The organism is Gilvimarinus polysaccharolyticus, from assembly GCF_001187555.1.
Classification (GTDB): domain Bacteria; phylum Pseudomonadota; class Gammaproteobacteria; order Pseudomonadales; family Cellvibrionaceae; genus Gilvimarinus; species Gilvimarinus polysaccharolyticus.
Genome location: NZ_LFIJ01000002.1, coordinates 720,338 through 742,275, shown reverse-complemented (window position 1 = coordinate 742,275; position 21,938 = coordinate 720,338). Strand labels below are relative to the sequence as shown.

19 protein-coding genes are annotated in these 21,938 nt (G+C 52.7%); all 19 read right to left on the bottom strand.

All coding sequences use genetic code 11. The annotated features are described in order from the left end of the window. Positions 1-8 precede the first annotated feature (8 nt). The 19 genes from GILYN3_RS11790 to gspD all read right to left on the bottom strand — a co-directional run bounded on the left by GILYN3_RS11790 (position 9) and on the right by gspD (position 21,928). Positions 9-674: a MotA/TolQ/ExbB proton channel family protein gene (locus GILYN3_RS11790; protein ID WP_049723165.1), complete on the bottom strand. Its 666-nt coding sequence runs from the start codon at positions 672-674 to the stop codon at positions 9-11. A 113-nt stretch (positions 675-787) separates the two neighbouring features. After that, a complete protein-coding gene (locus tag GILYN3_RS11785) occupies positions 788-1,150 on the bottom strand; it encodes a hypothetical protein (protein ID WP_049723164.1) in 363 nt (120 codons plus the stop codon). After that, the gene (locus GILYN3_RS11780; RefSeq protein WP_049723163.1) at positions 1,147-1,866 is read right to left on the bottom strand and encodes a tetratricopeptide repeat protein; all 720 of its coding nucleotides are present in this window, start codon (positions 1,864-1,866) and stop codon (positions 1,147-1,149) included. The genes GILYN3_RS11785 and GILYN3_RS11780 overlap by 4 nt, the downstream gene beginning before the upstream one ends. After that, positions 1,853-4,825, bottom strand: a complete 2,973-nt coding sequence (locus GILYN3_RS11775) for a tetratricopeptide repeat protein (RefSeq protein WP_049723162.1) — start codon at positions 4,823-4,825, stop codon at positions 1,853-1,855. Before GILYN3_RS11775 ends, GILYN3_RS11780 begins: the two co-directional genes overlap by 14 nt. Beyond that, a complete protein-coding gene (locus GILYN3_RS11770) occupies positions 4,822-6,786 on the bottom strand; it encodes a hypothetical protein (protein ID WP_049723161.1) in 1,965 nt (654 codons plus the stop codon). The genes GILYN3_RS11775 and GILYN3_RS11770 overlap by 4 nt, the downstream gene beginning before the upstream one ends. After that, complete coding sequence (locus GILYN3_RS11765) at positions 6,774-7,301, bottom strand: hypothetical protein (RefSeq protein WP_049723160.1); 528 nt, start codon at positions 7,299-7,301, stop codon at positions 6,774-6,776. The genes GILYN3_RS11770 and GILYN3_RS11765 overlap by 13 nt, the downstream gene beginning before the upstream one ends. 115 nt (positions 7,302-7,416) lie before the next feature. Next, positions 7,417-8,316 carry an FAD:protein FMN transferase gene (locus GILYN3_RS11760; protein ID WP_084005541.1) on the bottom strand — a complete coding sequence of 300 codons (900 nt, stop codon included), beginning with the start codon at positions 8,314-8,316 and terminating at the stop codon, positions 7,417-7,419. A 232-nt stretch (positions 8,317-8,548) separates the two neighbouring features. Further along, positions 8,549-10,972 carry a putative bifunctional diguanylate cyclase/phosphodiesterase gene (locus GILYN3_RS11755; RefSeq protein ID WP_157484927.1) on the bottom strand — a complete coding sequence of 808 codons (2,424 nt, stop codon included), beginning with the start codon at positions 10,970-10,972 and terminating at the stop codon, positions 8,549-8,551. 293 nt (positions 10,973-11,265) lie between these two features. Beyond that, positions 11,266-12,021: a type II secretion system protein N gene (locus tag GILYN3_RS11750; protein WP_049723157.1), complete on the bottom strand. Its 756-nt coding sequence runs from the start codon at positions 12,019-12,021 to the stop codon at positions 11,266-11,268. Positions 12,022-12,079: 58 nt separating this feature from the next. Then, positions 12,080-12,568, bottom strand: a complete 489-nt coding sequence (gspM, locus tag GILYN3_RS11745) for a type II secretion system protein GspM (protein ID WP_049723156.1) — start codon at positions 12,566-12,568, stop codon at positions 12,080-12,082. Further along, a complete protein-coding gene (gene gspL, locus GILYN3_RS11740; RefSeq protein WP_049723155.1) occupies positions 12,565-13,827 on the bottom strand; it encodes a type II secretion system protein GspL in 1,263 nt (420 codons plus the stop codon). Before gspL ends, gspM begins: the two co-directional genes overlap by 4 nt. Next, positions 13,820-14,905, bottom strand: a complete 1,086-nt coding sequence (gene gspK, locus GILYN3_RS11735; RefSeq protein WP_049723154.1) for a type II secretion system minor pseudopilin GspK — start codon at positions 14,903-14,905, stop codon at positions 13,820-13,822. The genes gspL and gspK overlap by 8 nt, the downstream gene beginning before the upstream one ends. Then, the gene (gene gspJ / locus GILYN3_RS11730; RefSeq protein WP_049723153.1) at positions 14,889-15,590 is read right to left on the bottom strand and encodes a type II secretion system minor pseudopilin GspJ; all 702 of its coding nucleotides are present in this window, start codon (positions 15,588-15,590) and stop codon (positions 14,889-14,891) included. Before gspJ ends, gspK begins: the two co-directional genes overlap by 17 nt. After that, on the bottom strand, positions 15,583-15,957 hold the full coding sequence (gene gspI, locus GILYN3_RS11725; protein ID WP_049723152.1) for a type II secretion system minor pseudopilin GspI: 375 nt from the start codon (positions 15,955-15,957) through the stop codon (positions 15,583-15,585). The genes gspJ and gspI overlap by 8 nt, the downstream gene beginning before the upstream one ends. Beyond that, entirely contained in the window at positions 15,954-16,508 is a 555-nt protein-coding gene (locus GILYN3_RS11720) for a prepilin-type N-terminal cleavage/methylation domain-containing protein (RefSeq protein WP_049723151.1), read from the bottom strand. Before GILYN3_RS11720 ends, gspI begins: the two co-directional genes overlap by 4 nt. A gap of 5 nt (positions 16,509-16,513) precedes the next feature. Beyond that, entirely contained in the window at positions 16,514-16,957 is a 444-nt protein-coding gene (gene gspG / locus GILYN3_RS11715; protein WP_049723942.1) for a type II secretion system major pseudopilin GspG, read from the bottom strand. A gap of 102 nt (positions 16,958-17,059) precedes the next feature. Then, entirely contained in the window at positions 17,060-18,295 is a 1,236-nt protein-coding gene (gene gspF / locus GILYN3_RS11710; RefSeq protein ID WP_049723150.1) for a type II secretion system inner membrane protein GspF, read from the bottom strand. Positions 18,296-18,307: 12 nt separating this feature from the next. Next, entirely contained in the window at positions 18,308-19,834 is a 1,527-nt protein-coding gene (gene gspE / locus GILYN3_RS11705) for a type II secretion system ATPase GspE (RefSeq protein ID WP_049723941.1), read from the bottom strand. A 33-nt stretch (positions 19,835-19,867) separates the two neighbouring features. After that, positions 19,868-21,928 carry a type II secretion system secretin GspD gene (gspD, locus tag GILYN3_RS11700; protein WP_232305582.1) on the bottom strand — a complete coding sequence of 687 codons (2,061 nt, stop codon included), beginning with the start codon at positions 21,926-21,928 and terminating at the stop codon, positions 19,868-19,870. Between the last annotated feature and the right edge of the window lie 10 nt (positions 21,929-21,938).

Genomic DNA, 21,938 nt, shown 5'->3' with positions numbered 1-21,938 from the left:
GTCTTCCCTTATGCGTTTGGGTTGGCTTTAGGCGCCGCAGGGCGAGTGGTATTGGTTAGCAAGTTTAAGCAACGTACACCGGTCATCTCTAATGAGTCGACCAGCTCTGTGGTTTTGGTTTGCAGCATGGCGTGAAACAGTAACAACGGGATGGCAGAGATCAAACCAAAAGCGGTGGTGTTCATGGCCACCGAGATACTGTTAGACAAAAGCGTGGCTTTCTCGGCCGGGTCTGCCTCGGCCACAGCGGTAAAGGCGGCGATAAGACCGATAATAGTACCCAACAAGCCCAGCAAGGTGGCGATATTGGCCAGCGTTGCCAAGTAAGGCGTGCGCTTTTCTAGTCGTGGCATGGCCTCTAGCACCCCCTCTTCCATTGCCAGCTCGATCTCGTCGCGGCCACCGGTGCCGCCTATACGCGATACGCCGGCGGCCACAATACGAGCAATGGGAGCGTCATCGGCGCGACCCATATTAACCACAGCTTGATAGTCGCGTTTTTTTAACAGCGGCATGACTCGGCCAAAGGCTTTTTGGTTGGCGCGCTTAGCTTGGCTTAGAACCACAAAGCGCTCAACCGCGATGACCAAGCCAATCACCAACACAATAGCGATGGGGTACATAAATGCCCCGCCGTTTTGAAAAAAGCGCACTATTGTCGAGAAAAAATCCATAGTTATCTACCTTACAAATGCCGCTGGTTGTTTATGAGTAAAACGCTAAGTGTACTCTGAGCGCTATTGTGACGCTACGCGAGTAACCAGGCGCCAAGTATTATGCCTGATTTTTACGGTGCCGATTGTGACGCTTGTTGTGTCGTTTGCGCCTGTGCTGCTGATTGTTGCGCGGGCGCGGCTGAACTTGGCTCGCTCACCTCAGCCGAGCTTTGCGCCGTCAACGGGGGTAAATATTTTAGCTCGCGCAACAACTCCGAACGCTCTAAATGCTCAAACACCGCAACCGATTGATTGTTGATCACATCGTACTTAAGCGTGGGACTGGCAGGTGTTTGCCAAGGCACCAAATACAAAACTTGGGGCTGCTCTTGGTTGCCGGTAATAATACTTTCTAAACGCACATTGTCTTGCGCCTGAGCACCAGCTGCAAAGGCTAAAAAACCGCTAACAGCGCCGCTTAATATCAGCTTCATTTGTTTGCCTCACGTGCGGCGATACGCCGCTCAAGGTCAATGACCCAACCGTTAACAGTATTATCAACGGCGCCAGTTTGTTGCTCGCGTAAATAACGGCAGGCTTGGTAGTGGGCTAAGGCATCTGGCCAACGACCCATATACAGATCGTACAGAATACCTCGATTACAGTGGGTATCAGCCGAGTGCGGCCACACACTAAGCGCGTCAGCATAAAGAGCATCGGCTTTGGCAAAATCGCCGGCGCGGCGCTCTAGCGCGGCCAGTTGATTGTAGGCATCCACGTTAAGCGCGTTGGCCGCCAGAGCTCGCTCAAACGCGGCGCGCGCTTGGCCCGGCGCCTCGAGGTGCAGCCAAACGATACCAAGGTTTAGCCAAGGGCCCGATAAGTTGGGCGATTGAGCCACCAACGTCTGTAATGTGTGACGGGCCTCGCCCCATTGCTGCTGATCCATTTGTTTGCGCGCGCGCTTAAACTGAGTTTGCGTTTGCGCGCTAATGGCGGGCGCCGGAGCAGTAAGGTAAGGGTTTTGGGTAATAGACCCTGACGGCAACAGCGCCGGTACTGGAGCCGGCTCTGCAACTTGTCCGGCAACAATCTCGGCGTCGTCTGGGTGAGTGGGGGGCGCCGATGGCTGACTGGCGCAACCGATCAAGCCTATCGCCATAATAACCCACAGCAACCACTGCACGGCTGCAGCTTTAACGAATCTCATCGGCGGCCTCTATAGTGAATTCATTTTTGTTGTAGCGCGCCGACAAGATACCCGCTAACGATTTTAAACTGGCTTTTACCCAATCGTCGTACAGCCCGCCCCAGGCGCGCTGGGCATTGGCCTCGTGCAATTCGATGGCTTTTTCTTCAAACGGGTATGCCTGCTCTTCGAGCAAAATATCGTACTGCTCAAGCTCTAACATATTGAGATTATCGGGCCGCTCAGAGTCCATTAAATCTTGTGCCAGTTGCAGGTAAATCTCGCCAATATAAAAGTTGGCGCGGGTGGTAAAGTCGGCCACTTTAAAATCCAACACTCGCTGTTGCGCCTTAAGTGCTTTATCTAAGGCGTCACGTTTTTTTGCCAAACTGTTTTTGATCGGCAGGGTTAGGCGCAACTGACTAAAGCGTTGATACGGCGCCTCGGCCAAAGTAGTGGCGGCGCTGGCCGCCAAGTAGTGACTGCGATCGCTAGGGGCTTTGCGGGCGCTGTTAATGACCCGTGCCAACCAAAAATTACGGCTGTTAATATCGCCTTTCTCGCTATACAGCTCGACTAAACGCTGCTCGACCTCAAGTAGCTCGGCCACAGGCAAAGGGTAGCTGTGAGCATATTGGCGGTAATGGTCACGCGCCGCCTCCCAGTTGTCCGCTTTAACGTAGTACTCGGCGGCGGTAATAAGCGATTGCCTCGCCTGCTCGGGGTCTTGACTGCTATTGGCCTGCGCACTTAATAGATCAGCGGCCGCGCCCCAATTACCCATAGCCTCGTAAATGACTATCAGTTTGGCCGGTAAGCGAGCGTTTAACTCGTGGCTAGGGTAATTGACCGCAAACTCGTTAAGTAGGCTTTCGGCGCGGCCCCAATCGGCGGCCATTTGTGCCGCGTGGCCGGCATCAAACAGTGCTTGGCTGGCGATGTTACTGCCCGGCAGCTCGGTATAAATGCGCAGCAATAAATCAATTGCCGCGTTGCTATTGCCGGCTATCAGCTGGGTCTGGGCCTGCTGATACAAGCTGGCAGCAATACGCTCGCGCAATTCGCGGGCACTGGGCGAGCCGGGTTGTTGACCATATTGCGGATGCAAATCTAGCGCGCGCCAATAAGCAGTTTCGGCCTCTAGATAAAGCTCTTGCTCAAACTGGGCGTGGCCCAAAGTCAGCCAGGCGGTGTAGAGCAGATCACCCGAGGCGGTAGGCTGCCAAACAATAACTTGCTGAGCAATCTCGGCGGCACGCACTAAATCGCCCTGATACAACAACTCGGGCGCCGTTTGGGTGAGTACGGTAATAGCGCGTGGGTCGGCGGGATAAAGTTCAGCAAACTTAATGGATGTATCAATTTTGCGCCATTGCCACTGCCACACACTGCTTTGCACGGCTTGAGTTGCCAGTGCGCTGGGCTCGAGCAGCTCGCCCGACTCGGAGCGCTGCACCAGCTCACTAGCCAGTAATACCGCACTGTAACCGGCCTCGGCACCGTACTTGGCATCCTGTTTGGCAAAGGCGACATTCTCGTAGGCGGCCAACGCATCAATAGTGCGCTGCCCCTCATTAAGGGCCTCGGCCATTAAAAAGGTCATCTCGGCTACGGCGTTATCGGCCGGAAAGGTAAGTACTAACTCCAAGTACAGGTCAGCCGCTTCGCTAAAGCTGCGGTTAATATCGGCGCGACTGGGTGCAGTTGCCCCCCCCTCGGCCAATAGCCCCTCTAAGCGTTGCGCCTCGCTATGGTGGTGACGGGCCAACTGCTCTAGATACAAACGCAGCTTATCGAGTGCATTGGCGCTCATATTGCGCGGCTTTTGGGTGCGTACTACTTGCTTAGCCTGCATGGCCGTGGGCGGCGTATTAAGATCCGCGCGGGCCTGCCAGTAGTGGCTGTAAATACCATAGCGCGTAGCGTAAGCGCGTTTGGCAGGCAGCACCAGTGACGGAAACCCACCAGCTTGATACACCTCGATCTCACGGATAGAGAAATCGGGTGCCATATCGGAGTCGGGGTTGTGGTTTACAAAACGGGCAAAGGTGTCGGCGCTGTCAAGGTAGCGTTGCTGTGTTAAGTACAGCTCACCCAACTGTTGATAGAGCAAAAACTGATAGGGCCGGGTGCCAATACTGGCCTGCTGCTCGGCAATGGTTTGAGGGCCGTCGAGATTGGCGTAGGTAAAGCTCAGTACTCGCAACGTGTCTTGTATCAGGTTACGATCGGCCGCCCCCATCTGCTCGATGACACCGGCCACCTCACCGGATAAACGCGCCTGCGCCAGTTTCTTATCAAGCAACTCGGTAAAGCGCACCACCGCCACATCGTACTGACTTTGTTTATAGGCAGACCAACCCTCCATATACAACGAGTTGTCGGCAAACGCCGACGTCTCACTAACGGCCACTTGATGGTAGAGCTGCTCGGCGTGTAAGTAGTTGCCGGCGGCAAAGGCGCGCTCGGCACGACGAAACTGTGTCTCGTGGATATAAGGCGACTCGGGAAACCGCTGCGCCAGCTCATCTAGAGTAGCGGCCGCCTCGGCGTCGCGGCCATCCAAGGCATACGCTTTAGACAGTTTGTAGTAAAGCGCATCTGGCTGGCTGGCGACCGATGCCGCCGGATTGGCGCGGTAGGCGTCGACTAAGGCGCGATAGTCGGCGATAGGCTCGGAGAAAAACGCGGTTAACGTGCGCGCTTGTTGCTGGGCCGCCTCGGAGCGGGCCATTTCTAAGTCAGCCAAGCGCACCTGAATATGATGGCGCATTTCGGGGTTGGTCGCCATTTGCAATGCAGCGCGGTAGTTGGCCTCGATTTGCGCTAAATCTTGCGGCTCTATGATCTGCTCGCCAACTGGGATCGTGGGCTCGGGCAAATCGGCCAAGGTGCTCAGCCCGTCTAGCGGATTATGGCTACAACCCGCTAATGCCGATGCCATAGCTAAAGCCAACGGCAATAAGTGCCAGCGGTTCACTCTTGCACCTCCGGCAATTTAGGCGCGTCTATATCCGCGTTATCGGCCGCGCGGTAAGCAACATCAAACAAGCGGGCGGTGCTTAAGTGCACTTGTGCCAAGTAATCTTGCAGCCGGTTGCGGTGACTAACCAGCCCTTGGCGAATCGCATTAAGTAGGGTATCGGTGGCGCTAGCTACGGCTTGATTCAGTTCCGTTAATTGCGCGTCGTTGCGTAATTGCAGCGCCGTTAGACGCGCCACTTGTGCGTCCAAATCCGGATCGGTGGTCAGTATTTTAGCCACTTGAGCACTGCGAGTGCGGCTTTCATCTAAGGCGCTATCCAGTTGTGCCAGGGTTTTATTGGCACGCCACTGCTGATCGGCAAAATCTTGCGCCGCGCGCCAGGCGATCAAGCCTTGGTAAAAGTCTAAACGCTCGGTGGCGTTGGCGGGCACTTTGGCGTTACCGGCAAGGGCTGCAACATGAGTGCGGGCACGATGAATGCGGCGGGCTTGAGCGCGAATGCCGGGGTCAGCTAATGCCAGTGTGTCTTGCTCGCGGGCGATACGGGTTAACTCGCCGGCCAACTGCTCGCGTTGCTCGCGCAGCGCCTGGTGCTGACGCAGTAAATCGGTTTGTTCAATTTGGTCTGCGCGCGCGCCACGTAACTGGCGTTTATCGGCTATTAGTTGCCGATAAATATCGAGCTTAACTTGCCAGTGATTAAGTTTGTCCTGCAGCAGCAGTAAATCGCGCAGCTGCTGCGCGCTGTCTTGCAGTGCATCGCGCTTCAACAACTCTTGTAAATAACGTGAGTCACTGGCCAACACATTCACTTGATCAAGGGTGAGCCAACTTTGTAGCGCACGACCATCGCCTTGCGTAAGCAGCGCACCTTGCAGGTCATTGCGGCGCAAGCTGGCCAACAACAACTCGCGATCTAGGCTCTCAAGAGTGTGTTTAATGCGGGTGAACTCATCGGTAAGTAATTGCTCGGATTCACGGTAGGCTATCAGGGCCGAGCGCGGTGCCTTTAATTGCTCGTAAGCCCAAGGCACCGCCAACAGAGTTTCTTGCACTGCGGGCTCTAGCAGCGAGCGGTTGCGCAGCGCTTGCCAAGGCTTAAGTGCTAAAACGTAATCGTGATAACTGGCGGCGGCCCAACCGTAACCAAGCAAGGCGCTGTTGGCGAGGTTGCTATCGAGCCGTACATCGCGAAACGCAGCCTTGGCCGAGGCGTAATCCCCCAGCTGCAAAAAACTGTAACCAAGCGCAGTGAGGGTTTTATCACGCACCGCCAAGGCCTCATCTAGGCCACTGGCGCTATCGGGCAAATCGGTAGCCAAGCCTGCCTGGTAATAATGTTGTGCACGGATGGGATCGCCTGCGCGCGCGGCGGCATTGCCCAAGTTCAGCAGTGCCAAAGCGCGGTTTTGTTGTAGCGGGCTAAGAGTGGTTTGTGCCTCCTGCAAGCTAGGCACTGGACCGGCTTTAATTAAAAGGTGCGCGTTAAGCAGCGCGAGATTATCACCTAAAGAATCGCTTAAGGTGTCGCCAATGATAACGGCCGAAGCGGCCGCTTCGGCGTAATCTCCAGCGCGGTAGTCGAGCTGGGCCAAATAATAGTGGGCCGTGTCGCGTACTTTTTGCGGCACGTTTTGATTCGGATGATCTTGGCCGGACGTATGGTGACCCAGGTGGGCCGCAAACTCGGCGCGGGCTCGATCGTCCATACCGTACGCCAAATACATACCGGCACGCATTAATTGCGGATAGTGCTGGTGTTTGGTAATGCCACCGTCGTGTTCGGCACGCAGCAAAACGCTTAACGCCTGTGGCAAGTCGCCGGTATAGTAATGATACAAGCTCTCGCCATAACGCAGATCTTGCGCCGCGCGATGGGGCTCGGGCGCAGCCGCGAGCGTCGCGCTAGCCGCGGCCAGTAGGGCGCAGAGCCCAGTGGTGGTTATAACTCCCATTGCTTAATATCAAACACCGGCTGTAGCTTGCTGGTGGAGTCGACAATACGCAATTCCAACACTAAAGGCGCGGTGGTTTTATCTACCGTCACCGATGCGGCGCGCTTGTAAGGTTGCCCTTGAGGGCCTAGGCCGGTAAAAAAAGCGCTAATTTCATGCTGCCCACTTTTAACATTACCCAAATACAGCTTTTGGATACCGCCGCGTAGCAGGGCATCCACTTGCTTTGGGGTATAAAGCTCACTGGCGACAAAGTTATCATCGATTTTGACTTTAACCGCATCGAGGGCAAAGTACTCACCGACATCCAGCGATAAATACACCGCGATTTGGCTATTGGCGGGGTACAAAAGCTCTTCCTCTAAAATAAGCAAATCGCGATTCAGCTCTAAGACTTGCTGCTTAAGCGCCTCGGTGTCGTCAGTCGCGGTTGGCTGCGCTTGGCTAACAGCGGCGAGGGCTAAAAGGCACACTAACAGCCCTCGTAAAAGCATCTGGGGGTAACGCTGTATCATTGGGGCGTCCTGTTTTGTACTTACGGCCTATTTGTTATACAAGAAGTTTAATCAATTGACCGTAAAAGTGCAGTTATTGTAAGGCTTTATACTGCCCGTGGCTGTGATTGCGGTATCACTCGGGGGCTGTTAACCCGTTGCTGTAACGGACTTTACCCGCTCGGGTAATCAATATCGCATCAAAAGCGGGCAGCTGATTAATAAGCGCCAAGCCTTTATCGGCACCCAGTACAAACACACTGGTCGAGAGCGCATCGGTATCAAAGCCGTCTGGGCCAATAATAGATACGCTGGCCAACTCGCCACTACTTTTGCCTGTGCGTGGGTTAATAATATGGTGTATCCACTCGCCCTCGGCACCAATAAAGTAGCGCTCGTAATCGCCGGAGGTCGAGATAGCGCTATCGGTTAACGGCACTGTAATCGCCACCCCTTCAGCGCCGCGAGGCTGCTTAATGCCCACCATCCAAGGGCGACCGCGACGATCTCCCAGCACTCGACTGTCGCCCCCAGCACTCACACTGGCGTGCTGTACACCGGCGCTGCGCAATAGCTCTATCGCGCGATCAACGGCGTAGCCTTTGGCAATACCTCCTAAATCTACATACACCTGTGGTTGACTGTAGTACACGGTGTGAGCGACGTTATCGAGCTTAACGTGGTGGTAATCAATGGCGGGCAGTAGTTGCTCCCGCTGCGCATCGCTGGGCTGTTTGCCGGCACGATAATCGTAGTAGCGCGCCAGTGAGGCATAAGTGATATCAAAAGCACCATCGGTGAGTCGGCCGTAGTACAGCGATTTATCCAGCAGCCGGCTCATTTCTGGGCTGATCGGTAACGGATCAGCCGCATGCCGCTTGGCGGCGGCGCGGTTCATCTGCGATAAATCAGACGAGTCTTGGTAAGGGCTGTAAGTGGCATCAATGCGCCGCATCTCGGTCATAACTTGTGCACTAAGCTGGCGCGCGCGCGCGGCATCTTTATACCACAAGGTGACATTCACCCGCGTACCCATAATGGCCTGCTCATCACTGACCCACTCCGCGTGAGTACGGCTTACGGTGCATACAAGCAAAAATGCTAAGAGCGGCGCCGCCCATAGAGCACCTAGGCGGATGCTCGCTCGAGCAGACCAACAAATGCGATTTAATAGATAAGACACAGCGCGTTAACCTAGCAGCCTACGGGGCGTTCATACTAAACATTGAGGCGCTCAAGGTCACCCCTACGGCGATTTATTGCTACTGCTAATCGGGCGGTTGTTGGACCAGCGTAAGAGGGTCCGGCGTAGCTAACAACAGGCTAAAGCGACAGGGTTTATGCACCCCAAAGCCTTGTACAAAATCGACCCCCATCTCAGTCAGAAGCTCTAAGATAGCTCGGTTTTCAACAAACTCGGCGATGGTTTTTTTATTCAGTGTCTGGCCGATCTCATTGATGGCACGCACCATCGCTAAATCAGTTGCATCGCGGTCAATATCGCGTACGAACACACCGTCGATTTTTAAATCATCAATAGGTAAGCGACGCAGATAACTAAACGACGACAAGCCCGTACCAAAATCATCTAAACCAAAATGACAGCCTTTTTGACCCAACTTCTCCATCAGTTTAATCGCTTCAGCAAGGTTGTTAACCGCTGCCGTTTCGGTGACTTCAAAACAGATTTTTTGGGCCGGAATTGCGTACTGCTCGAGCATGCCGACAATAAACTGGTACAAATCGGGCTGATCGAGCGATACCCCGGAGAGGTTAATATGACACGATTCTAACTGTGCCAAGTGCTTGGGATGCGCTGCCAGTTGACTAAATGTATGCTCAATGACCCAGCGATCAATCGGGTAGGCCGCACCAAAACGCTCGGCCGCGGGGAGAAAAACACCGGGCGGGACTATCTCGCCTTGCTCACCCTTAAGCCTTATTAACACTTCATAGCGCAAACCACCGCAGCCTGGGCGAGTAGGAACTATTAATTGTGCATCCAGAAACAAACGGTTCTCGTCGATGGCCGCGCGGATACGGTTAAGCCATTCCATTTCACCCTGACGCTCCAATTGCTGCTGATCGTCCACCTCCGAAATATAGACCCGGTTACGGCCTTGCTCTTTCGCCAAATAACAGGCGATATCCGCAGTGCGCAAGACATGCCCAGCATCGGGAGTGGCTGCGGTTATTGAAACAATGCCTATACTGCAGGTGATATTGTAGCTGCGCTCATTCCACACAAACGTCATGCTGCGTAACTCATCGCGCAGTTTTTCGGCGATTTGACCGGCGGTAGCCAGCGAGCAGTTTTCTAATATCACACCAAATTCATCGCCCCCCAAACGCGCCAGCATATCGCGCTCTCGCAAGGTACGGCGCAACACGTCCACCACCTGCTGCAACAAACGATCGCCGGCATGGTGGCCCGAGGTATCATTTATGATTTTGAATTGATCAAGATCGATAAAAAACAATGCGTGTTGCAAGCCTTCGGCACGCGCTTCGGCCAACACCATCGAAAGACGTCGCTCGAATGCTCGACGATTGTAAATCCCAGTGAGGGCATCGTGGGTCGCCTGAAAACTCAACTCGACGGATAAGCGTCGCGATTCCGAGACATCTTCAATAAGCGCAATAAAGCTCAGGCCTTGCGCGCCACTCGGGTCACGAGTCCCGGCGATACGAGAGAACGTTAAGCGCGCCCAAATTGTACCGCCACTGCCTTTCGTCAAACGTTGTTCTAGGGTGTAACTATCGATATGTCCTGCACGCATTTGCTCGCGCCGTTCAAAGCCTAGCTCCCAGTCCTCTGGATGCACCAATTCGGTGCGCGACATTTTTTCGAGTTGCTCACGAGGGTAATTAAGCATTTTACAAATAGCGGGGTTAACCGTCATGATTTTACTTTGCTCATCGAGCTGAATCATGCCGATTTCGGCCTGTTCAAATATGGCCCTAAAGCTTTCTTGTGAGCCCTGCAGCGTGCGCATTAAAAGCCAACACAACCACCAAGCCAATAATGCCATCAGTAATAAAAAGCACAAACTCGCAAGCGAAAGAGCGTAGGCCATCCAACGCGCCGCGTCACTCATAGCAGAGCGGAAGTGTTCGGTAAGTTGATCAAGCTGAAGGTTTAATACACTAAGTTGTTGTCGCAGCGAAATGACAGCTTGTTGATCTGGGCTGCCTGATCGCCACAGTTCCTCTAGGCGATCGGCAATACGTTCTACGCTGGCAATTTTTGCATCGGATTCGTGCCACACGTTTACAGCATGCTGTAAATGGCCCAATTCGCTGCAACAGCGAAATAGCCAGATCATTGCGGGGATATCTTCGGGGTGATTGTTACCGGCAATAAAGGCTTGGGTTACCAGCGCTTGGTCTAACTTCGCGGCCTCAAGCCCTTCACGTGCGCGTTGGTCGGCCTGCACAATGGCAAGCCATTGACGAGCGCGGGTTAATTGTTCTGATTTTCCTTCACGGGAGTAGCGTTCTAACTCATAAATACTGCCTAGCTGCGCCCGCGACCAAGTACTTTGACCGGCCAGATAGGCGGTGGCTGCCGATTGGATTTGCACCACCATCAAGCTAAAGCACACCACCAGAATCAATAGACCTGCCAGCGCCGCAACCAAGCCCGCGACTTTTAAACGTGTGCCATTAGCCCAAAACTTCATGAAGTGCATAGGGCCTCCTGCGCCTATTATTGACGTCAAAACTCAGTCGCTTATTTTCAGTTAAGCATTAAATACCGTTCGCTTGCATAGTTCTGGGTTCTTTATAATCAGCCCAAACATATGCCATTAAGAAAAACGCATCGGCATTACCTTCATAACGCGCACGCAGTACCAACATAACACAACATTAAGCCACAGGTTGAACACTTACGACGCCTATTCTTTGTCGAACCGACCAATGCATTGGCTGCTGGCAAACATAAAACCACCCTTAACTTTTAAATGAATAACCAAGCTCTGCTTTATAACTGCATCTGAATCTGTTGCCGGCCATTATCTAGCGGTGTTGCTATCATGGGTAACCATTGATTAGCTTGCACATCGGTACTGAATGAATCGCTCAAGGTAAAATCAACGTCTATTATTACCCCCCCCGCAAGTGGCATAGTCACGTTACCTTTTAAGTCGATTGGGCCTTCAAGAGAGAAGACCTCGGCAAGAATGGCGCCACTATCGGTGGCCGATAACTCGGCTGCAAAGGCACCCAAATTAAGCCAGCGTTGACCGTTGTTAAGCCTTGCAGCGCTCCAACTGATGTTGCCTGCTAACGCCAACAGCGTTTGTTGTTTTAACTCTAGACTTTTAATGTGTGCCGATACTTGACCGGCAATCTCTATGTTGTCAGGCAAGCCTTGTACCAATGAGGCGGGCACACTGATATCAGCATTGCTTAGTGTCAGCTTATTATTCAGGCCTGCACAAGCGGTGCCCGATACTTGCTGCCGCTCGAGGTTCGTGCTGATATCCGCGCAAGGGCTAAGCTTAAGCAAACTCATTGGGTGCAAGTTCCAGCTCAACTCGCCCAGCGAATAATCCCGACCATCAATACTAATCGATGCCATACTCGCGCGGCCGTGCCACACGGTGCCAGAGATTCCGGTCAGCGCTAACGCACCATTGCGGGTCATCATATAACCGCCCCAGCTGGCAGGAATCTGTACGATCACAAACACCAACCAACAAATAACCGCCAGTAAAATCCAATAAATCTTCGACATGATTGCTGTCACTTATACGCTAATAAAAATCGCTGGGTAAACGCTTTTGGCACAATACTTATTGACCGCCACTTAAGCGAACATTGGCGGTTACTTTGCCAGGCTTACTGCTGGCCGCCATCGATAAATCCAAAATGCTAATACTGTGCTGGTACTCTATATCGTACAACCACTGCATAAATGCACTGTAGTTGACATCATCTAAGCGCACTCGAACTTCACCGCGAGTACCTGGCTGAAAGCCACTCATGCGCAAACCGTTAGCCTGCAAAGTGGTGTCGATAAGCTGGCTAATATTGCCTGTATTGTTGTTGCTTTGCGCGGTACTATCACGCTTGCCTTGCTGAACTTTTCCCGCCAACACTTTAACCCGTGCCAACGAGGCACTGGTGGAGGCATTAGTCATAATTTGTTGTTCGCGCTTGGCCTGCAGTGGTGATAATACGGCCATCCATAAAACGTATAACACGATGGCAAGCGCGCCAACCAATAAGATGGTTTGCTCGCGACGGTTGTAACGCGCTAACGCTTCAAAAAGTTTATTCATAGCTGATTCCGCTTCACTTTCAATCGCGCCGAATGATTATCGCCTTGCGCATTAGCCGACAGTAACTCAGCACTCAAGCCACCGCCTTCAAGTGCACCGCGCAATGACTCAATCGCATTAAAGGTGCTCGCCTGTACATTAAGTGATAAATCACCAGCCTCTGCGGTAAAATAAACACCTTTTAAAGTAATGTCATCGCGACTATCCAGCTCTGGTAAAACAGCAGCGAGCAGCGCTACCGTTTGTCCACTTTGACTTTTAGGCGTCAAATCACTGGCCATAATACGCAAACGCCGCTCCGGATCGTTAGCCGGACCATTAGCCACCACAGTCCGAAACACTTGCTCTATCTCACGCCGCACTTCTAGGTTTTCAGTTTTTAATTGGCTTAACGATAACAACAACACCGCCACATAAACCACCAATGCCGCGGCGGCGGCATAGCTTACTAGCTGCCAGCTGCGCCACCAGCGTTCGATCGGTAAGCGTTGAGAAAACTCACCCTGACATAAGTCAACACAGTCACTATCGGGCTCGTGATCCCAAATGCCAGCAATATGGGACTCATTTTTGGCGCCTTCCAGCGCAGAGGGTAGTGCGGCCTCTAATTGCGCTAATTGATTTTCATCGGGCGCACTTAAATTCAATTGAGGTAATTTATCGATGCGATTTTCGGCGTTAAGCAACATCGTTAATGCCGCACTCAAGCTTGCACTACTGACGGTAAAACCGGTACCTGCGCCATAACGCACGCTAACTAAATTGTCTTGCCAGTGCAGCGCCCACACATCTTGCTCGACCGTAACATCGGCTAATGCTTCGGAGGCCAGAAGGCGCGGCGCGAGCTTAGGTAATAAGGCCGCTGGCAGACATTGATTAACCTCAATTCCCATCTCAGCTAATTGCGTAAAAATATCCAACAGGCGCGCTTTTTCGGTGTAAGCCAAGCTCACCTCGCCATCTGTGGCTGCGCCTAATGCAAAGTGAAATTGGCTGATATCGCCAATCACTTCTTCTTCTAGCTGAAAGGGCATTAATCGACGCAAGTGGCGCTTTTCGGCCTCAAGGTAACTCAGGCGGCGCACCACAACTTGCGGGCCGCCGATAATCAGGCGGGCGTTAATATTACCGCCACCAAACTGCTCGGCAAGATCGGCGGTCGAGCCCGTGCCCAACTCATCGGGCAGCCCGTCACGGCGGCGCAACCATGTGTAAGGGCCGCCATAATGGGCAATATATAGTGTGAGGTGATCACTCATTGTCTGTCGTTTGTCCGATAGTCGTGGGCGTTGCCGCCCGTTCGAGGTCGAGTATATAGTCGTACACATCACGGCGCGCAGTAACGGTAATTTTTCCTTCTTCGCGCTGCAACAAGCTCTGCATGCTGCGGCGTTGGTCACCCAACTGCACACGAGTTGTCACCCTAAAAAAATTACTCGCCGTGGCGGCGTAACTGTCATCGACTTTGTCGCCAACAACTGAATCCCAAGCTGGGTTGTCGGCAAATAAATTTTCCGGACCGTATTCAATGCCGGCCTCTTGCATCACTTGACCCACCTGCTCAAGCGTTAACGGTGTCAAAGAATCTTTGGTGTTAAACGTACGCAACAATTGCGGATGAATCGTATTGACGTTTAACTTGCTCTCCGACTGTAACACCGTAATAAATGGTCGCAACAGCGCCATTAACTCACCGGTCATAGACTTCACCATACGCAGCTCTTCTACGCTGGTAAAAGCGCCGGCGTTAGGCGGCAAGTACATGGGGTCGAGTGACTGATAGTAATCGCGCTCGGCGCCGTTATAGCCGCTTATGTCATTATCGGTATCAGTCCAATCCACCATCGCCTCCAGCAGGCTAATGGCTTGCTCTTCGGTTATTGGATACTGCTCTGGAAAACTTTGCAGTAAACGCAAAAAGTGCTTTTGCGGTGTACTAAAACGTTCAGGGTCGTTAGGCGCACCATCCGTCTTTTTAAAGTTCTCGGTGACGGTTACAACGTCGTTGAGATTTATTTTTGCCGACGCGTCTTCTATTTGCGCCAAAATCACCCCGCCCTCTATCGGAAACGGTGGCAGCTCTTGTGCCCAAGGCTCTAGCAAGCTGTCGACGGTAAGCTCTTCATCTAACTCTAGAAAATAAATCGCCAAACTCTCAGCACCGGATAAATACGCCCGCGCCTGCGCACCGTGCCAGCGCGCCTCGGCACGGGCCATACTAAGCTGATAATCCCGCGAAGCTTTTATCGCAAAACCCGTCACCATCGCCACCACTAAGATGGCAAGTATTAACACTGAACCGCGTTGGCGGCGAGGTAAGTTAGTGGGCCAAATCATATAGGCGCTCACTCATCAAACCATCTTCTAACTCTATGGTAATCAGCACCGCCAAGGGCGTGCTGGTATCAAGTTGGCTCTGGCCACTCGCGGGCCAGCTCTCGTCCCAATCGCGAGCGTAATCGTCGCCCTCTAGCACGCCTTGGTCCTGTTGCTGGGCGCGCTGTTCAGACAAAAACCTCAGCTCCAACTTAGTAATACCGGTAAGCATTTTTTGCTGAATCATATCTTCGGTAAACTGCCAATCTGCGATTGCCAGGTTGCGCTCGGGGCGATAATCACGCCACAAAATACCGTCTTTTATGCGGTAAATCACTTGCTGCAAATCACTGCGCGGGCGGTTCATTGGGTTGAGCCAATTGGCGCGAGTAAACTGCAACACCAGCTGTTCAGCCGAGATGTTGTCGTACACGCTGGCGCCACGCACTGGGCGCAATAAGCCACCGGCCACGTTAGGGTCATTACTGGCGTTTACTGGGTTTAGAATGTTGCGTAAATCCTGTCCCAACACTTGCCAGGTGCGATCCAGTTCATTAACCCGAGCCATAACATCGGCGCTGGCGGTGGCGCTGCGCGAGGCGACACTAAAACTTTGAAAACTAAATGTCATAATCACGGCAGTAATCGCCACCACGACCACCACTTCAACTAACGTAAAGCCTTTTTGACGACTAGGTTTATTCATTGATAAACCCCGTAAGGGTCGCAAGAAAGTCGTCTTTGTTATCGATCAATGCTACGCGGATATCAAGTCGTTTAAAATTTTCGACCTCAGTCTCTTGGGTTTCTAACTCCCAGTACCACTTTTGACCACCGCGCGTAACCTCACCATTTTGAGTGTCGGGCAGGTTATATTGCTCGACCAATGCACGGCGCATTTGCAGCCGCGTCAGTTGGTTTTCGGCTATCCAAAACGCTTGGGTTTTTTCGCGAGTAAAGCCCGCACCTTGCAGTTGGCTGGTAATCAGCATCATCAGCGCCGGCAGTGCGGTGGCAACAATCGCCAACGCTACCATCACTTCAATTAAGGTAAAGCCGCGCAGGTTTTTCACAGCTCACGCTCCTGCTCGGCTAGCTCTTGCTCGCGGCTTAACCAGCGAATACCGCCCATCATGTCGATCTCGACGCGTTCCACTTGGTCGCTGTCAAAGCGGGTGAACAGGGCCATTTCTAAGCGGGTAGATTCGCCGCTGGGATAAAACATTAATACCGGCTTAGGCGTTGTTTCGCGCTCGTCGTACTCGTAGGGCTCGCCCTCTATTACCAGCTCCAGCTCCAGTGTCGAGCGCAGACATTGATCACCTAAAAAATCGCTCACCGGCTGCCAACTGCTGTTGCGAAACCGGCGCCATTGATAGCACCAAGTATCACCATCACGGGCCGCACGGGGTTCGGCAAACAGCCCAATCACATCACCGGTGAGTACGGTTTGTTCGGCGACAAACTCGGCCTGTAAGATAAATTTGTCCACCGCCTCTTCTAATTCGGTGGTGTCATCTGGCGCAAACGCCAGGGTTGCCATACCCGCACTCAAACCGATGATCATAACCACAATCATAATTTCGATCAGGGTGAAACCTGTTTGGCGCGAGCGGCGCAACATATCAATTATTGCTCTTCGGGCTGATCCCAGACGCTGATATCGGTACTCTGACCTTCACCACCGGTGACGCCATCGGCGCCTAGCGTGTAAATATCGTACTCACGAGTCTCGCCCGGACTAATAAATAAGTAATGCCTGCCCCATGGGTCCATGGGCAGCTGATCGAGATAGCCGGTTGCACGCCAGTTGCGTGGCACAGGGCTAAGGGCGGGTTTAGTCACCAAAGCATCCAAACCTTGCTCACTGGAGGGATAAACATAGTTATCGATACGGTAAAGGTTAAGCGCCGTTTGAATGTTTTTAAAATCGGCTTTAACTTTATTGATGCGCGCTTCATCGGCGCGATCCAATACCATTGGCGCGACAATACTCGCCAACAGGCCAATAATGACCACCACTACCATAATTTCTATCAAACTAAAGCCGCGCTGGCGGCCGGTTGTTGCCATCATTTGTTGTACCTCTAGTTAACGATAAGTAATTAACAGAACAAGCCTTTAATTACAGATATTACAAAACTATATTGGCCTAACGTTGGGCGCTAAATTACCCTAAACCATTTTATTCATTTCAAAAATTGGCTGCAAAATTGCCAGTACAATGACCAGTACCGCGCCGCCCATCAAGACAATAGTAGCCGGCTCCATCAGCCCTAATGATACCGCCAACACCATTTCCAGCTCGCGCTGCTGATCGCGCGCAGCGTGCTCTAATTGCGTTGGCAACGTGCCGTTGGTTTCACCACTGGCCACCATTTGCACTAGCAGCGGCGGAAAGCAGTTGGCTTTTTCCATAGCGCGATTAAGCGCAGCACCCTCGTGCACCTGATTGGCGATATTCTCACAAGCCTCTTGCAGCACAAGGTTAGTCATCACTTGACCGGCAATACGCAACGCTTGCAGCAGCGGTACACCACTGGACATTAACAGACTTAAGGTCGCGGCAAAACGGGCCGAATTAGATTGATTAACCACATTGCCGATAACCGGCAACTTGAGCATAATTTTGTGCCAGCGGCGCTGTCGCGTTTTATTTTTAAGCCACCGCTTAATTCCATAAAAGGCGGCGGCTACCGCCACCAACACCCAAATACCATAGCTGACAATAAAGTCACTGCTGGCAATTAAGCCGCGGGTTAATAATGGCAATTCACGTTTTGAGTGGCTAAACAAACTGACTAAATCTGGCACGACAAACGCCATTAGCCCGACAATCACTGCGACACTCATCACCAACAGCACGATCGGGTAGATCATGGCGGTTTTCAGGCGCGATTTAAGTTGCTGTGAGTTAAGCGTATGTTCGGCTAAGCGATCCAACACCGGGCCCAAAAAGCCTGAGCTTTCACCGGCGCGCACCATGGCGCGATACATGTCGTCAAACGAGCCGGGGTGTTCGGCCAGCGCTTGAGCAAAACTAAAACCCTCTAATACTTTGGTGCGAATCTGCAGCACGACTTGTTTAACCGCCGGCCGTTGCGCCTGTTTGGCAGTGGCCTGCAAGGCTTCATCGAGCGGCAAGCCGGAACTAATCAAAGAGGCTAACTGACGAGTAACGAGTGTTAAATCACGGCTTTTAAGTTTAGGTTGGGCGGTGGGCAAAAAACTCAAACGGCCGCTGCTGTTATTACCGCCGCGCACTTTGGCATTGCCGGCATCATTAACTTCTAGCGGCTTTAGCTTTTTAGCACGCAGCTGAGCGCGCACTTGGCGCTCCGAGTCGCCCTCCATCATTCCTTTAACGGTTTTACCCGATTCGCTTAACGCACGATAACTGTAAGCTCCCATAAGGTTCTCGGCCTAACCTGCGGTGGTAACCCGCAGGACCTCCTCTAGACTGGTGATGCCTTCGATAACTAAGCGGCGGCCATCATCGCTAATGGAGTCAGAATGCTTACGCGCCTCGGCAATCAGCTCTTGCTCGCCGGCCTCTTCGTGAATGAGGTGGCGCATGTGCTCGTTGATTTCGACCAACTCGTAAATCCCTTTACGGCCGCGATAGCCCATTTGGTTGCATTTGCTACAACCTGCGGGACGATAAATCGTTTGCCCAGCTGGCAGTTTAAGCATCTCGCGCTCGGCCTCGACCGGCTCGTAAAGCTCTTTACACGCCTGGCACAGCTTGCGCACTAGGCGCTGGGCCATCACGACCTCAACGCTGGAGGCGAGTAAAAAGGGCTCTACCCCCATGTCTTTTAAACGCATGATGGCGCCAATGGCGGTGTTGGTGTGTAAAGTTGAGAGCACCAAGTGACCGGTTAAACTGGCTTGAATAGCAATATCGGCGGTTTCTGAGTCGCGAATCTCACCGATCATCACCACATCCGGATCTTGTCGCAAAATAGCGCGCAAGCCACGGGCAAAAGTCATATCGACTTTGCTGTTGACCTGAGTTTGGCCAATCCCCTGGAGCAAATACTCGATAGGGTCCTCAATGGTCATAATATTGCGGCTCGGGTGGTTGATATGACTCAAGCCCGAGTAAAGCGTGGTGGTTTTACCCGAGCCGGTCGGCCCAGTCACCAAAATAATACCGTGGGGCCGACCCAAGGCGCGCGCAAAACGCTCTTGCACTTGCGGCGGCATTTGCAAATCTTTGAGCGACAGTTGGCCGGCGGCTTGATCTAACAGCCGCAACACGATGCGCTCGCCGTGCGCCGAGGGAATCGTCGACACCCGAATATCCACTGCGTGACCGGCCAAGCGTACGGTAATACGGCCATCTTGTGGCAGGCGTTTTTCGGCAATATCCAGTCGCGCCATAACCTTTAGGCGCGACACCAGCACCGGTGCCAGTTCGGCTTTGGGCGAGAGCACCTCGCTCAACACGCCATCGATCCGAAACCGTACAGAGACGCGATCTTCAAACGATTCTAAGTGAATATCCGAGGCTTCTTCGCGCACCGCTTGCGAGAGAATGGCGTTAATCAAACGGATGATGGGGGCGTCATCATCACCGGCCAAAAGGTCGGTGCGGTCGGCCAGATCATCGGCCATGGAGGATAAATCGAATTCGTTGCCTAAGTCTTCGGCGGCGCGCTGGGCGGCGCCATCACTGCTTTGATACTCGCGCGTTAAGCGCTGCTGAAACACATCGGCGGGCAACTCTTCAAGACTCATAGCGCCGTCAAAATAACGCGACAACTCGGTCAGCACATCGAGCGTTAAGCCCGGCTTGTGCAACACGGTATGCGGTTGTTCTGGATCGATCATCACGCCGTGATCGGAGGCATAGCTAAACGGCAGGCGCGGGCTGTCACCTGCGCTGGCGGCCAGCTCTTGTTCTTCATCCTCAACAATAGCGCTTTGCTCAAACTCTTCGGGCATATCAGCCAGCTCAGAAATCTCGCTATTCACCGCTTACTCCTTGGCCTTAGCACGGCCTTCGGTGGGCGGAATTTTATCTGCTTCGCCGCCAGTGGCGTCATCGGGCTCGGTGGCCTCTTCTTGGTATTGATACTGAGCTTGCACCCGACGCAGTTGCTCCTCCCACTCGGGCAACATGGGTAAATCGTCTCGTCTTGTTAACAAGTTAGTGTTACTGCGGCGCTCGAGCATTTCTTCGCGAATATGACGATATTTATCAGCCGTAGCACCCGTTAACATCGCATCGTCCGGCATCACACTGGCGCGAATAAATACCATCAAGTTGGTTTTTGTTTTAACCGTGCTTTGGCTTTTAAATAAGTTACCTAAAATAGGAATATCACCCAATAACGGCACTTTGGATTCACTGATACTGACGTTATCCTGAATCAACCCCCCCAGTACGATAATCGCCCCCGAGGCCGCCATCACTTGGGTGTTAATTTTACGTGTGTTGGTAATTAAACCATTGGCGTCTGAGGTAGGGTCGACACTGGAAATTTCTTGCGCGATATCCATCACCACTGTGTCGCCGTCGTTTACATGAGGCGTAACCGTTAGCAAAATCCCTACGTCTTTACGCTCTATTGTTTGGAAAGGGTTAGTGGGGTTACTGCTACCGGTACCCGTGCCGGTATAAGAGCCGGTCACAAAGGGGACGTTTTTACCCACCGAAATTTCGGCTTCGTGGTTATCGGTGGTAAGCAAACTAGGCGTCGATAGAATATTGGTAGAGCCGTTCTCTTTGAGTAATTTTAATACCGCCAGCATATCGGTATTGCCACCGATGCGACCAACCCCAAAGACTTGGCCGGCAATTCCGGCGAGACCGGAAGCAAGAGTGGCCGTGGCGCTATCGTCATCGGCCAATACCCCTGCGGCCACACTACCCAACGCGGCCCGCTCTGAGCCACCCAACGTCGAGCTACCAAAACCGGAGTCACCACCGTTGTACATCCACTCGATGCCAATCTCTTTCGAGTCGCCCTCTTCCAATTCGACAATGATCGCCTCAACCAACACTTGCGCGCGGCGTATATCCAAACTTTCGACCAACACCATCAGCGATTGCAAAGTATCGCCATCGGCGGTAATTAAAATGGCATTGGTGTCTTCATCGGCTTGAACACTGGCTTTAATTTGGTTGCTAGAAGATGACTTACCGTCTCCCGCTTCCATTTTTTGCATGTTCTGCAACACGCCGTTAAGCACCGTGGCAACTTGCTCGGCTTTGGCGTACTTGAGGTATTCGACCCGCACATTAGAGTTGGTGATTTGCGGCCGATCGAGGCGGCGAATCAGCATTTTAATGCGCTCGCGCTGCATATCATCGCCGTTAACCAACACACCGTTAATACGAGTATCGGCTACCACGGTGACTGGCGCACTGGCATTACCGCGCTGAGCATCGGGCTTTTCTAACTGCTGAATCACTTTAACGATGGCATCGGCTTGCGCGTAGCGCAGCTCTACCAGCTCGGTGCTAACCACTGCGGCTTTGTCGATTTGCGCGATCACTTTTAGCAGGCGCTCAATATTGGCGCGGGTGTCGGTGACGATAATGGCGTTGCTTGGGTCGTACGCTGATATATGCCCGTGCTGTGGCACCAACGGGCGCAACACCGGCAGCAATTTAGCGGCGCTAATGTTCTCCAGTTGTACTACCTGGGTCATATACATATCTTGCGCGTTAAGATTGGTGCCTGTTTCTTGGGTCGGAATCGCCAGCGAACGAGCATCGCGATTAGGCACAATCCGCACCACCTCGCCATTTTCGACAGCGGTAAAGCCGTGCACATCTAAGATCGACAAAAACAAACCGTAGAGCTCGTCGCCATTTACTGGGGCGTTCGATATCACTTTTACCTGACCGCGCACTTTAGGGTCGATAACGATTGTTTTACCGGTAGCCTCGGCGATAAATTTAATCACCTCTTGGATATCGGAATCTTTAAAGTTTACCGTCCAAGTCTGCTCGGCACTGATCACCGCCGCTGGCAGCGCTAGGCTGGCCACTAACAGCGCGACTTTGATTCGCTTGACGCTCGATCTCACTACTAACCTC